This is a genomic window from Bradyrhizobium sp. JHI2711 (genome assembly GCF_056156565.1).
This window is the reverse complement of record NZ_JBPZPT010000003.1, coordinates 758,996-771,953: the sequence shown is the minus strand read 5'-3', so window position 1 is coordinate 771,953 and position 12,958 is coordinate 758,996. Positions and strand designations below refer to the sequence as shown.

At 65.6% G+C, this 12,958-nt stretch carries 11 protein-coding genes; 7 read left to right on the top strand and 4 right to left on the bottom strand.

Annotated elements, in window-relative coordinates:
- The 6 genes from ACTEK7_RS25945 (at nucleotide 1) to ACTEK7_RS25920 (ending at nucleotide 6,131) form a co-directional block, all read left to right on the top strand.
- The gene (locus ACTEK7_RS25945) at nucleotides 1-918 is read left to right on the top strand and encodes a CE1 family esterase (protein ID WP_225147236.1); all 918 of its coding nucleotides are present in this window, start codon (nucleotides 1-3) and stop codon (nucleotides 916-918) included.
- A gap of 129 nt (nucleotides 919-1,047) precedes the next feature.
- Nucleotides 1,048-1,398: a RidA family protein gene (locus ACTEK7_RS25940; protein WP_025032572.1), complete on the top strand. Its 351-nt coding sequence runs from the start codon at nucleotides 1,048-1,050 to the stop codon at nucleotides 1,396-1,398.
- A 113-nt stretch (nucleotides 1,399-1,511) separates the two neighbouring features.
- On the top strand, nucleotides 1,512-1,877 hold the full coding sequence (locus ACTEK7_RS25935) for a nuclear transport factor 2 family protein (protein WP_225147237.1): 366 nt from the start codon (nucleotides 1,512-1,514) through the stop codon (nucleotides 1,875-1,877).
- 252 nt (nucleotides 1,878-2,129) lie between these two features.
- Nucleotides 2,130-4,715, top strand: a complete 2,586-nt coding sequence (locus tag ACTEK7_RS25930) for a ligase-associated DNA damage response DEXH box helicase (protein WP_225147238.1) — start codon at nucleotides 2,130-2,132, stop codon at nucleotides 4,713-4,715.
- 42 nt (nucleotides 4,716-4,757) lie between these two features.
- Entirely contained in the window at nucleotides 4,758-5,429 is a 672-nt protein-coding gene (pdeM, locus tag ACTEK7_RS25925; RefSeq protein ID WP_057027512.1) for a ligase-associated DNA damage response endonuclease PdeM, read from the top strand.
- Nucleotides 5,430-5,699: 270 nt separating this feature from the next.
- Nucleotides 5,700-6,131: a hypothetical protein gene (locus tag ACTEK7_RS25920; RefSeq protein WP_036026470.1), complete on the top strand. Its 432-nt coding sequence runs from the start codon at nucleotides 5,700-5,702 to the stop codon at nucleotides 6,129-6,131.
- Between the two features lie 61 nt (nucleotides 6,132-6,192).
- Here ACTEK7_RS25920 and ACTEK7_RS25915 read toward each other — a convergent pair whose 3' ends face one another.
- Nucleotides 6,193-6,996, bottom strand: coding sequence for a DUF2865 domain-containing protein (locus ACTEK7_RS25915; RefSeq protein WP_036014132.1), 804 nt, complete (start codon nucleotides 6,994-6,996; stop codon nucleotides 6,193-6,195).
- Between the two features lie 217 nt (nucleotides 6,997-7,213).
- The gene (gene pyrE / locus ACTEK7_RS25910) at nucleotides 7,214-7,777 is read right to left on the bottom strand and encodes an orotate phosphoribosyltransferase (RefSeq protein ID WP_036014130.1); all 564 of its coding nucleotides are present in this window, start codon (nucleotides 7,775-7,777) and stop codon (nucleotides 7,214-7,216) included.
- A 184-nt stretch (nucleotides 7,778-7,961) separates the two neighbouring features.
- On the opposite strand from pyrE, the gene ACTEK7_RS25905 reads away from it, so the two are divergent.
- Nucleotides 7,962-8,588 carry a glutathione S-transferase family protein gene (locus tag ACTEK7_RS25905; protein ID WP_036026473.1) on the top strand — a complete coding sequence of 209 codons (627 nt, stop codon included), beginning with the start codon at nucleotides 7,962-7,964 and terminating at the stop codon, nucleotides 8,586-8,588.
- A gap of 159 nt (nucleotides 8,589-8,747) precedes the next feature.
- On the opposite strand, the gene ACTEK7_RS25900 is transcribed toward ACTEK7_RS25905, so the two are convergent.
- Entirely contained in the window at nucleotides 8,748-9,383 is a 636-nt protein-coding gene (locus ACTEK7_RS25900) for a LysE family translocator (RefSeq protein ID WP_225147239.1), read from the bottom strand.
- A 270-nt stretch (nucleotides 9,384-9,653) separates the two neighbouring features.
- Nucleotides 9,654-12,752, bottom strand: a complete 3,099-nt coding sequence (gene polA / locus ACTEK7_RS25895; protein ID WP_225147240.1) for a DNA polymerase I — start codon at nucleotides 12,750-12,752, stop codon at nucleotides 9,654-9,656.
- Nucleotides 12,753-12,958: the final 206 nt, after the last annotated feature.

Genomic DNA, 12,958 nt, shown 5'->3' with positions numbered 1-12,958 from the left:
ATGCGGCGGCGGATGCGCATCGCCACGCTGATCGCTGCTTTGACGGCAGCTTCGGCTGCGTCCGCCGATACGGTCGATGTCAACGGGGTGAAGCGCTCCTACACCGCGCAACTGCCAGCCAAGCGGCCCGCACCGCTCGTAATCGTGCTGCATGGCAAGACCCAGCGCGGCGCCGACATGGTCACACGGACGGCCTGGCCGCAGGTCGCCAAGCGCGAGGGCCTCGCCGTGGTGTTTCCGGACGGGCTCAACAACGCATGGGCGGACGCGCGCACCAAGGCGGGGCCTGCCCTGCGCGGACCACCGGTCGGCACCGACGACGTTGCCTTCATCGCAAGGCTGGTCGAGAAGCTGGTGGCCGACGGCACGGCCGATCCGAAGCGCGTCTACGTCGCCGGCGTCTCCAATGGCGGTGCCATGGCGATGACCATGGCCTGTGCGCGGGCCGATCTGTTTGCGGCGGCTGCGAGTGTGATCATGAACCTCAACGATGAAGCCGCCGTCACCTGTCATCCGTCGCGGCCGCTGCCGATGCTGCTCATGAACGGGACCGAAGATCCGCTGGTCCCTTATGAGGGCGGGCGCGGATCGAGCTATTTTGCCGCAGAGGGATTCTGGTCGACGGACGAGACGCTGGCGTTCTGGCGCAGGCTCAATGGCTGCGAGACCGACGACGCCGGGATCACCGACATGCCCGACGCGGCGCCCGCGGACCAGTCCACGGTCACGCGTATCAGCTCGCGCTGTCCGGCTGGGCACGACGTCGTGCTCTATCGCATCAACCATGGTGGCCACCGCATGCCAGGTTTCGCTCCGGATGCCCGCTTCCCGAAGGTCGCCAGAAACCTGCTCGGAGCGCAAAACGGCGACATCGACGGCGCCGAAACGATCTGGACGTTCTTCAGCCGGTTTCCGTGAGCGGCGTTGCTGGCCCACGCATGCGTACCTGGCAACGCATGCGTGCCGGGCAACGCACGCGTGCCAGGGGGTGGCACAGTGCAAACCGCTGGGCTAGACAGGGCCGCCATTCCAGTCAGGAGATCCCAGATGAGCATTCAGCGTTTTGAAACCGGCCCGCGCATGAGCCAGGTCGTCGTGCACGGCAACACCGTCTATCTCGCCGGTGTCGTCGCCAACAAGGCGGCCGGCGAAAGCGTGACGAAGCAGACCCAGGACATCCTGGCGACCATCGACGGTCACCTCGCCAAGGCCGGCACCGACAAGTCGAAGCTGCTCTCGGCCACGATCTACATCACCGACATGAAGACCTTCGCAGAGATGAACGCTGTGTGGGACGCCTGGGTCTCGCCCGGCAATACGCCTGCGCGCGCCACCGTCGAAGCCAAGCTGGCGGCCCCGCAATACACCGTCGAGATCATGGTGACGGCGGCGAAGTAAATTTTGCGAACACCTCACGCGCGTTGATGACCTCCGAGGTAATCGATCAACGCGCGTGAACCTTCGATAGTCACGGTCAGCCGGACAACACGGCGCCATCGAAGGAGAGAACCATGACCGACCCCGTCACCATCGCCCGCCGCTACATCGAGCTCTGGAACGAGCGCAGTGCCGGCCGTCGCCGCGAGCTGCTGAGCGAAAGCTGGACGACGGATGCGAGCTACGTCGACCCCGTGATGAGGGGCGACGGCCAGGACGGCATCGAGGCGCTGATCGCAGGTGTGCAGCAGCGCTTTCCCGATTTCACATTCAAGCTGATCGGCGAGCCCAACGGCTACGGCGATCACATCCGCTTCTCGTGGGGACTTGGCCCTGACGGCGCCGACAGCCCGATCAAGGGCACCGATTTCGCCGTGCTGAAGGACGGCCGGATCAGAAGCGTGACCGGATTTCTCGATCAGGTCCCGGCCGGGGCGTGAGAGCGCTGGCCCTCGTCGCGCAGGCGAGGAGAGGACCGAAAATTTGGACCTCACAAGCGGTCGTCATGCCCGGGCTTGTCCCGGGCATCCACGTTCTTCGTGCCGCGGGTGAGACGTGGATGGCCGGGACAAGCCCGGCCATGACGATGTCGAGTCTATCGTGCCTCAAATGGACAGCGCGTGTGCGATCGCCCTGTCGCAGGCCATAGCCCCCCCTCGACGAAGCCATCCCTACGGCTTACCTGTCATGCCGTGCCGCCCCGTATCCTCCAAACATCGACCGAGCCGGCCGCGCTGCTGCCGGATCGCTTCCAGGCCTGGTTCGCAGCCCGCGGCTGGTCGCCGCGCGCGCATCAATTGGCGCTGCTGGAGAAGGCGCGCGAGGACCGGTCGGCGCTGCTGATTGCGCCGACCGGCGCCGGCAAGACGCTGGCCGGATTTCTGCCGACGCTGGTCGAGCTGTCGGCGCAGCCGCTGACGCGCAACGCGGGCGCGAAGAAGAACCTCGTCTCCACCGGCCGCAGCGTGCAGCGCAGCGGCGGCCTGCACACCCTCTACATCTCGCCGCTCAAGGCGCTCGCCGTCGACATCGCGCGCAATCTCGAGCGTCCGATCGCCGAGATGGACTTGCCCATCAAGGTGGAGACCCGCACCGGCGATACGCCGGTGTCGCGCCGTCAGCGGCAGCGGCGCTATCCGCCCGACGTGTTGCTGACGACGCCCGAGCAGCTCGCGCTGCTGCTCTCCTCCGACGACGCACCGTTCCTGTTTTCCTCTCTCAAGCGCATCGTGCTCGACGAGCTGCACGCGCTGGTCACGTCCAAGCGGGGCGATCTGCTCTCCCTCGGGCTGGCGCGATTGTGGCGCCTCGCGCCGCAGATGCGCGCGATCGGCTTGTCCGCGACCGTAGCCGAGCCAGAGCAGCTCGCGCGCTTCCTGGTGCCGCAGCCCGACGGCAAGGAGCGGGCAGCCGACATCGTCGTCGCCGGCGGCGCCGCGCCGCCCGTGGTCGAGATGCTCGATACGCGCGAGCGGCTGCCCTGGGCCGGTCACAGCGCGCGTCACGCGCTCCCTGAAATCTACGAGCTGATCAAGGCCAACAAGACCACGCTGGTCTTCGTCAACACCCGCAGCCAGGCCGAGATGCTGTTCCAGAATCTCTGGAGCATGAACGACGATGGCCTTGCCATCGCGCTGCATCACGGCTCGCTCGACGTCGCCCAGCGCCGCAAGGTCGAAGACGCCATGTCGGCGGGCCGGCTGCGCGGCGTGGTCTGCACCTCCTCGCTCGACCTCGGCGTCGACTGGGGTGACGTCGATCTCGTCGTCAATATCGGCGCGCCAAAAGGCTCCTCGCGTCTGATGCAGCGCATCGGCCGCGCCAATCACCGCCTCGACGAGGCTTCCCGCGCGGTGCTGGTGCCCGCCAACCGTTTTGAAGTGCTGGAGTGCCGCGTCGCCATCGACGCCATCGCCGAGAATGCGCAGGATACGCCGCCCTTGCGCACTGGCGCGCTCGACGTGCTGGCTCAGCATGTTCTGGGCTGTGCCTGTGGCGAGCCGTTCTTCAGCGACGAGCTCTATGGCGAGGTTCGCACCGCCGCGCCCTACGCAAGCCTGTCGCGGCAGGATTTCGACGACGTCGTCGATTTCGACGCCTCCGGCGGCTATGCGCTGAAGACCTATGAGCGCTTTGCTCGCATCAAGCAGGACAAGGAGGGACGCTGGCGCGTCGCCAATCCCAAGGTGCGGCAGAGCTACCGCATGAATGTCGGCACCATCGTCGAGGACGACATGCTGAAGGTGCGGCTGGTGCGTTCGCGCGGCAGCGGTGCAGGATCCACGGGCGTGATCGCACGCGGCGGCCGACTGCTCGGCGAGATCGAGGAAGCCTTCATCGAGGGCCTCTCCCCCGGCGACACATTCGTGTTCTCGGGCGAAGTGGTGCGCTACGAGACCCTGGTCGAGGACCAGGTCTATGTCTCGCGCGCGCATGACAAGGACCCGAAGGTGCCGTCCTACATGGGCGGCAAGTTTCCGCTTTCGACCTATCTCGCCGAGCGCGTGCGCCGCCTGCTCGATGATGGCCGCGCCTGGGGCGGCTTGCCGGAGCAGGTGCGCGACTGGCTGTCGCTGCAGAAGGATGTCAGCAGAGTGCCGGCGGTCCGCGAGCTGCTGGTCGAGAGCTTTCCGCGGGCCAACAAGCATTATCTCGTTTGCTACCCCTTCGAGGGCCGTCTCGCGCATCAGACCTTGGGCATGCTGCTGACGCGCCGGCTGGAGCGCGCTCGCGCGCGTCCGCTCGGCTTCGTCGCCAATGAATATGCCGTGGCGATCTGGGGGCTCGGTGATCTCTCGTTCATGATCCGCGATGGGCGGATCGACCTCAACGCGCTGTTCGATCCTGACATGCTCGGCGATGATCTCGAAGCCTGGCTCGCCGAATCCGCGCTGATGAAGCGAACCTTCCGCAACTGCGCCATCATCTCCGGCCTGATCGCGCGCCGCCACACCGGGGAGGAGAAGAGCCGCCGTCAGGTGCTGTTCTCGACCGATCTCGTCTACGACGTGTTGCGCAAGCACCAGGCCGATCACGTCCTGCTCCGCGCTGCGCGCGCCGATGCCGCCACCGGCCTGCTCGATTTGCGCCGGCTCGGCGACATGCTGATGCGCATCCACGGCCGCATCACGCACCGGGAACTCGACCGCGTCTCCCCGCTCGCCGTGCCCGTGATGCTGGAAATCGGCCGCGAGTCAGTTTATGGCGAAGCTGCAGACGAGCTTTTGGCGGAAGCCGCCGACGAGCTCGTCAAAGAGGCGATGGATCGAAGCGGGTAAGACGTGACGGCAGGCGCGCTGATTTCGGGAGATGTCGAGGACATGCGCGTTTCCAGAGTCACGATCAGCGATGTGACCTTCGCGGCCGATCTCTCCGGCGCGCTGTTCTGGGACGAGCAGCGCCTGCTCGTCGTCTCCGACCTGCATCTGGAGAAAGGGTCGAGCTTCGCCACGCGCGGCGTGCTGCTGCCGCCTTACGATACCATCGCGACTCTCGGCCGGCTCGCTGCTGTCATCTCCCGCCATGATCCGCGAGTGGTCATCGCGCTCGGCGACAGTTTTCACGACCGCAGCGCGCATGAGCGTCTGTCGGCCGAGGACCGCGACGCGGTGGCCGCACTCCAGACCGGCCGCGACTGGATCTGGATCTCGGGCAATCATGATCCCATGCTGCCGCGCGATCTCGGCGGCACCATCGCGGACGAAGTCGCGATCGGCCCGATCACCTTCCGCCACGAGCCGACCGGCGCCCACGGCGAGATCGCCGGCCATCTGCATCCGAAGGCGCGCGTCTCGGCGCGTGGCCGCTCGATGGAGCGCCGCTGCTTCGCCAGCGACGGGATGCGGGCGGTGATGCCGGCATTCGGTGCTTACGCGGGGGGCCTCAGCATCCGCGATCCAGCCTTCGCAAAGATCTTTCCGGCGAATGGCTTTGTCGCCCATCTCCTCGGCGACCGCCGCGTCCACGCCATTGCGGCCTCGCGCTGCCATTGAGGCGCCGGCTGCATTAGGACAGCACTACGACCGGTATTTTTCCGGAATCGCGCAAAGCCCGCTGTCGGTATTAACGTCCGCGCTTGCCGGGGCTGGATTTCATCCCGAACAAGATTGCAACCGGCAAAGGGGTCGCCTCGGGCGGCCCCTTTCGATTCCACGCGCGCCCAGAACAAATTAAGAACACTTTAGCAAGTCTTTGATATATCATTGTGATTCGGCGCCTCGCCGATACAATATCTAGCGTCTGTCCGACTTTGCGAGGACTACATGTCCACCATTGCCTTCGACCAGTTTGCCCTCACCCGGATCGCCGATTTCGCGCGCTCGCTGTCACGGCTGCATCAGGCCGCGCGGCGCCAGAGGGTCGATGACGACCAGTTCGACCGCGAGTTCAACGCGGTGTGCCAGTCGATCTGGGGCTACACCATCGACGATGTCAGCGACGATCTGTTCTCGTCCGAGGATCATCTGTTTCTCGACACGCTGGACGAAGCGCATGCGCGCATCTTCGCGGCGGAGCAGGGCTATGACCTCGTCGGCGATCAGGGCATGCTGACCGATTGGTGGGGCTTCTGCTGGATGATCCTGGCCGAGAAGCGCGGCCTCCTGACGCCGGAGAACCGCGCCTCCGCGCGCGCCGCGATCGAGGAGAAATATCTGGCGGCGCCGAATGTGATCGGCGTGATCATCGGGAGGTAGTGCCGCAAATTCCGTCATTGCTTCGCTACGCTCGCAATGACGGTGTGGTTACAGGTGAGGCTTACTCCAACCCCGCCCGCTTCGCCGGCTTCGCGGCGGTCTTCGGCACTGTCACGTCCGGCAGCGGCTCGCGCACGATCTCGTTTGACGCTGGCGCATCTGCCGACACCGTCTCGGCGCGCACCGGCGCCACCTTCATCTCGCCGAGCCGCGCTCGAACCTGCGCGGTGAGGCCGGGATAGGAGGCAACCGGGGTGAAATCCGCAGCCTGGTCGTTGCCGACGCGGACGCCGGTATAGGCGACGAGGCCGTCGCTGGTGGCGATCACGTCGCCGGCCTTCAGGGAGGAATCCAGCGCAAGGTCGACCGGGGCAAGACCGACGGGTTCACGGCCGTTGCAGGTGCAGTCGGCGCGCAGCGCCTTGCGGTAGGCGAACGCGTTCTCGCTGTCGGCGTAGCGCTCGCCGGTCTGTGAATAGGCACCGTCGATCGACGAGCCGAAATAGACCTTGGTCGCGCTGGCAGGACAGAACGCCTGACACATCTGCGCGGGTGAGACGAGACCGCGCATCAGCGGAAAGTATTTCCCGTCGCAACTGCGTACGCAGAAGGCCGGTCCCGAGCCACCGGCCGCGGCCGAGCGGGTCGGCGGCACATATTGCGGCGTGGCGCCATTCTGCTGGCTGCTGAAGGGATCGACGTGGGAGTTCGCCGGCGGCACCTCGCGCTGCGGCCGCTGCTGCATTCCGCCGAAGAGGAAATCGAACAGGCCTTCGGCCGCAACCGAGGTCGGCGCCGCCAGCAGCGGCGCTGCCAGCATGGCGGCCACAAGCGAAGCGCGACGCCGCCGGCGCGCATGGGACATGACTGTACGCAATGCTTACTCCACCCGACGCTACTGAATCGGCTGGGACCGAGCGATCTCAGCACACGATTCACCATAAAGCGGGATGGTAAATGAGCAGTTGAGCGTAGGCGGTTTCAAGACGAGGCGGTGGCCTCTTTAAGGCCGGGCGCAGCTTTGGACGGGTGGTTGCTACCGGGACACATTGAGGCATGACGGCGGAGAAATTTCCGCCACTTCACCCCTTCAAGAATTCCGACGCCTTGTACAGCGAGCGGAACGGCAGGCCAGCCGCACCGAACGTGTCGGTGGCGCCTTCCTCGCGATCGACCATGGTCAGCACCAGCACGACATTGGCCCCGGCCTCGCGCACCGATTCCACCGCCTTCATCGCCGAGCCGCCCGTGGTGGTGACGTCCTCGACGATCACGACGCGCTTGCCCGCCAGCGTCTCGCCCTTGGGCAGGCCCTCGATCGCGAGCTTCGCGCCGTGCTCCTTCGGCTTCTTGCGCACGAAGAAGGCCGCGATCGGATGACCCTTGATCCAGGAGATCTGCGCCAGCGCGCCGGCGAGCGGCACCGCGCCCATCTCGAGACCGCCGATGAAATCGAGCTGGTCGTCCTTGAGCGCCTCGTAAGTCAGCTCGGCGAGCAGCGTTGCGCCCTCGGGGTCGAGCATGGTCGGCTTGAGGTTGAAGTAGAAATCGCTCTTGCGGCCCGACGCGAGCGTCACCTCGCCGCGGCCGAATGAGCGCCGGCGGATGATCTCGAACAGGCGGGCGCGGGAGGCGGATTTCGACACGGCGGTCCCTCAAACAGCGTTTTTGGTGGCGGCGGAATTTATCCGCGACCGACGCGACATTCCAGAGGGGGCGTCTCCCGTCAACAGGGATCGGCCATCCCGGTCCGCCGGTTGTGAGGGCGCAACCTTCTGGAGTAGGTGAGGGGGCAAGCCTTCGGGCAAGCCTCTTGGGGAAGGACACGGAATGACCATCGAGCTCTATACCTGGAACACGCCGAACGGCCGCAAGATCTCGGTCGCGCTGGAGGAGATGGGGCTGCCCTATAAGGTGATCCCGGTGAACATCACCAAGGGCGAGCAGATGGCGCCCGAGTTCCTCAACCTCTCGCCCAACAACAAGATCCCCGCGATCGTCGACCCCGAGGGGCCTGAGGGCAAGCCCGTCAGCATCTTCGAATCCGGCGCGATCCTGCTCTATCTCGGCGAAAAGACCGGCAAATTCCTGCCGAAATCGCTTATCCAGCGCATTCCGGTCTACGAATGGCTGATGTGGCAGATGGGCGGCTTCGGCCCGATGCCCGGCCAGGTACACCATTTCATCGCACTCGAGAACGAGCAGGACCGGGCCTACGGCCTGAAGCGCTTCATGGCCGAGACCCGCCGGCTCTACGGCGTGCTCGACCGCCGCCTGGAGGGGCGCGACTTCGTCGCCGGCGAGCTCTCGGTTGCCGATTTTGCCATCCTGGGCTGGGCCTGGCGCCATCCTCGCCACAAGGTTGATCTGGCCGACTTCCCCAACGTCAAGCGCTGGTACGAGGCCCTGATGGCGCGCCCGGCCGTGAAGCGGGGGATGGAGGCGAAGCTGGATTAAGCTCTCTTCTCCCTCTCCCCGTTCTTACGGGGAGAGGGTTGGGGTGAGGGGCCTCTCTCCCCATGCGAGATGGTCGAGAGACCTGTACCCCCTCACCCGAATTCGATCTGCGATCGAATTCGACCTCTCCCCGCAGGCGGGGAGAGGTGAAGACCATCCTCACACCCTCTTCGCTTCCACCGCCATCCGCACCGCGAGTCCCGCCAGCACGGTGCCCATCAGCCAGCGTTGCACCAGCATCCAGCTCGGCCGGTTCGCCAGGAACAGCGCGATCGAGCCGGCGGCCAGCGCGATCATCGCGTTGACGCTGACGCTGATTGCGATCTGGATCGCGCCCAGCACCACAGACTGCGTCAGCACGCTGCCCGCCGCGGGATCGATGAACTGCGGCAGCAGCGCCAGATACAGCATCGCGATCTTCGGGTTGAGCAGGTTGGTGATGAAGCCCATCACGAACAATTTGCGCGGGCTGTCGACCGCGAGCTTCCTCACCTGGAACGGCGAGCGTCCGCCCGGCTTTACCGCCTGCCAGGCGAGCCACAGCAAATAGCCGGCACCGGCAAAGCGCAGCGCGTCATAGGCGAAAGGAATGGCGAGCAACAGCGCCGTGATACCGAACGCCGCGCACAGCATGTAGAACACGAAGCCGAGCGCCACGCCGCCGAGCGAGACGATGCCGGCCGCGCCGCCTTGCGTGATCGAGCGCGAGATCAGGTAGATCATGTTCGGTCCCGGCGTGAGCACGAGCCCGAGGCTGACGAGGGCGAAGCCGAGCAAGGCGGAGGTGTGGGGCATGGTTGAACCGGTGCGGGAGATGCAAAGGTTCTAATACGCGCGGGATCGCGCGGCCATCGCGCAATTGCTCGGAGGACAATCGAGGTCTTGCGCCGGTGTGCTCCCTCGCCCCGGTTCTTACGGGGCCGGGACGAGCTTCGCTCGCCCTGAGAGGGCTGGGGTGAGGGGCTTTCTCCACACGGGCGGTCGTCGATAGACCTGCACCCCCTCACCCGGATCGGAAGGGCGATCCGACCTCTCCCCGCAAGCGGGGAGAGGTAAGGAAGTGCGCTAATGCGCCTCGTCCCAATTGTTCGCGGCGCGGGCGTCGACATGCAGCGGCACTGAGAGCAGCACGGCCGGGAACGGCGCGTCCTGCATCACCTTCTGCACGACCGGGAGCGTTGCCTCGACCTCGTCGTCCGGCACCTCGAAGATCAACTCGTCGTGCACCTGGAGCAGCATTTGCGCCGAGAGCTTCTTCTCGGTGAGCGCATCCTCCACGCGCGTCATGGCGCGGCGGATGATGTCGGCGGCGGTGCCCTGAAGCCGCGCGTTGATCGCGGCGCGCTCGTTGAAGGCGCGCACCGAGGCATTCGAAGCCTTGATGTCGGGGTAGTGGCACTTGCGGCCGAACAGCGTGGTGACGTAGCCGTGGTTGCGGCAGAAATCGCGCGTCTCGTCCATATAGGCGCGGATGCCGGGGAACCGCTCGAAATACTTCTTGATGTAGGAGGAGGCTTCCTCGCGCGCGATGCCGAGCTGGTTGGCGAGGCCGAAGGCGGAGATGCCGTAGATGATGCCGAAATTGATCGCTTTCGCGCGGCGGCGGATCTCGCTCGGCATGCCCTTGATCGGCACACCGAACATTTCTGATGCGGTCATGGCGTGAATGTCGAGCCCGTCGCGGAACGCCTGCTTCAGCACGGGAATGTCGGCGATCTCGGCCAGCAGCCGCAGCTCGATCTGCGAATAGTCGGCGGAGACCAGCTTGTGCCCGGGCGTGGCGATGAAGGCTCGGCGGATCTTGCGGCCGTCCTCGGTGCGCACCGGAATGTTCTGCAGGTTCGGCTCGTTCGACGACAAGCGCCCCGTCGTGGTCGCAGCCAGCGCGTAGGTGGTGTGCACGCGGTGGGTCTGCGGGTTGACGTAGGTCGGCAGCGCGTCGGTGTAGGTCGATTTCAGCTTGGAGACCTGGCGCCATTCCAGAATCTTCTTCGGGAAGTCGTGGCCCTGCTCGGCGAGCTCGTCGAGCACCTGTGCGGTGGTCGACCACGCGCCGGTCTTGGTCTTGGTGCCGCCAGGCAATCCCATCTTACCGAACAGGATGTCGCCGATCTGCTTGGGGCTGCCGACATTGACCGGCTCGCCCGCGATCTCCTGGATCTCGGCCTCGACGCGCGCTGCGGTCTGGGCGAAGTCGCCGGACAGACGCGACAGCACCTGGCGATCGATCGAGATGCCGCGCCGCTCCATACGCGCAAGCACGGAGACCAGCGGCCGCTCCAGCGTCTCGTAGACCGCACTCATGTGCTCGGAAACCAGGCGCGGCTTCAGCACGCGCCACACCCGCAACGCGATGTCGACGCCTTCGGCTGACAGCGGTGCGGCCTTGTCGATCGGCACCTGGTCGAAGGTGATCTTGCCCTTGCCGCTGCCGAGCAGCTCGCTGTCCTTCAGCATGGCATGGCCGAACCAGCGCTCCGACAACGATTCGAGCGCATGCGAGCCGCGGCCGGCATCGAGCACGTAGGAGATCAGCAGCGCATCGTCGATGTTGCGCAGGGTGATGCCGTGCTGCGCCAGCATCACGGCCGTGAACTTGACGTCGAAGCCGATCTTGAGGATGCCCGCCGATTCCAGCACCGGCCGCAGCGCCTGCAGCGCGTCGTCATGCTTGACCTGGTCCGGCGCAAGGCCGGCATCGAACAGGCCGGCGCCGCCGCCGGATTGCTTGTGCGCCAGCGGCACGTAGCAGGCCTCGTTCGGCGCCAGTGCCAGCGCGATGCCGCAGAGATCGGCCTGCATCGGATCGATCGAGCTCGCTCTTGTCTCGATCGCGACATGGCCGGCGTCATGGATGCGCGCAATGAAGGCGTCGAGCTCCTTCAGCGTCTTGATGGTCTGGTATTTGCCGCGATCGACAGGAAGCTTGCGCAGCGCCTCTTCGCGCGCGACGGCGAGCGAGATCGGCGCACCCTTCGGGCTCGCAGCCTTGTCCTCCTTGCCTGCCGATTTGTTGGGCTGGTTCGGCCGGGCTGGCGCCGGAGTTCCCGTGCCTGGTGTGGGCACGACGTCCGAAGGCGGCAGCGTCGTGAACACGCTGGCGCCGCTGGCGTAGCCGGGATCGGCATCGACATTGGCAGGATCGATCTGCGCATATTCGGCGACGCGCCGCGTCAGCGTCGTGAATTCCATCGCCTTGAGGAAGGCGATCAGCTTGCGCGCGTCGGGCTCGTGGACGGCGAGGTCGTCCAGCGGCACCTCCAACTCGACCTTGTCGTCGAGCAGCACGAGTTGCCGCGAGATGCGCGCCTTCTCCGCATTCTCGAGCAGCGCCTCGCGCCGCTTGGGCTGCTTGATCTCGCCGGCGCGGAACAGCAATTGGTCGAGATCGCCAAATTCGGTGATCAGCTGCGCCGCGGTCTTGATGCCGATGCCGGGTACGCCCGGCACGTTGTCGGTGGAATCGCCCGCGAGCGCCTGCACCTCGACCACCTTGTTCGGCGGCACGCCGAACTTCTCGATCACCTCTGATATGCCGATGCGGCGGTCCTTCATGGTGTCGTACATCGTGACGCAATCGGTGACGAGCTGCATCAGGTCCTTATCGGACGACACGATGGTGGCGCTGGCGCCGCGCTCGCAGGCTTGGCGCACATAGGTCGCGATGAGATCGTCGGCCTCGAAGCCGATCTGTTCCAGGCAGGGCAGGTCGAAGGCGCGCACGGCTTCGCGGATCAGCGCGAATTGCGGAATGAGATCGTCGGGGGCGGGCGGCCGGTGCGCCTTGTAGTCCGGATAGATCTTGTTGCGGAAGGTGATCTCCGATTTGTCGAAGATGATGGCCAGATGCGTCGGCCGGTTGTCCTCGGGCATCTCGCGGAGCAGCTTCCACAGCATGTTGCAGAAGCCGAGCACGGCATTGACCTGGAGCCCGTCGGATTTGCGGTTCAGCGGCGGCAGCGCGTGATAGGCGCGGAAGATGTAGGAGGAACCGTCGACCAGGAAGACGTGGTCGCCCTTTCCGGCCGCCTTCGCCGCGACCGGTTTGGCAGCAGCTGTCGCAGCTTTGGCAACAGGCTTGGTGTCAGTGGCCGCCTTGGGCGCGGCTGTGGTGTCGGCTTTGGCGCTGGTCTTCGGAGATGTCTTCGGCGAGGTTTTGGGCATGGGCCGCAATGTATGAATTTTTGCGGGCTTTGACAGCCTTGGGCAGCGGATTTTTGGCGCGATTCCCACACCCTCGTCGTCCCGGACAAGCGCGCCCTAAGCGCGCGCAGATCCGGGCCCCATAGCCACAGGATGTAGTTTTGCGAAGACTCGGGGTTGCCATCTCCGCCATAACCGCTTCCTGGGGTTATGGATCCCCGCCCCGT

Coding starts and splice junctions, on each gene's coding strand:
- ACTEK7_RS25905 (WP_036026473.1), top strand. CDS start 7,962: ATGACCATCGAGCTCTATACCTGGAACACGCCGAACGGCCGCAAGATC.
- ACTEK7_RS25935 (WP_225147237.1), top strand. CDS start 1,512: ATGACCGACCCCGTCACCATCGCCCGCCGCTACATCGAGCTCTGGAAC.
- pdeM (WP_057027512.1), top strand. CDS start 4,758: ATGCGCGTTTCCAGAGTCACGATCAGCGATGTGACCTTCGCGGCCGAT.
- ACTEK7_RS25915 (WP_036014132.1), bottom strand. CDS start 6,996: ATGTCCCATGCGCGCCGGCGGCGTCGCGCTTCGCTTGTGGCCGCCATG.
- ACTEK7_RS25920 (WP_036026470.1), top strand. CDS start 5,700: ATGTCCACCATTGCCTTCGACCAGTTTGCCCTCACCCGGATCGCCGAT.
- polA (WP_225147240.1), bottom strand. CDS start 12,752: ATGCCCAAAACCTCGCCGAAGACATCTCCGAAGACCAGCGCCAAAGCC.
- ACTEK7_RS25940 (WP_025032572.1), top strand. CDS start 1,048: ATGAGCATTCAGCGTTTTGAAACCGGCCCGCGCATGAGCCAGGTCGTC.
- ACTEK7_RS25900 (WP_225147239.1), bottom strand. CDS start 9,383: ATGCCCCACACCTCCGCCTTGCTCGGCTTCGCCCTCGTCAGCCTCGGG.
- ACTEK7_RS25945 (WP_225147236.1), top strand. CDS start 1: ATGCGGCGGCGGATGCGCATCGCCACGCTGATCGCTGCTTTGACGGCA.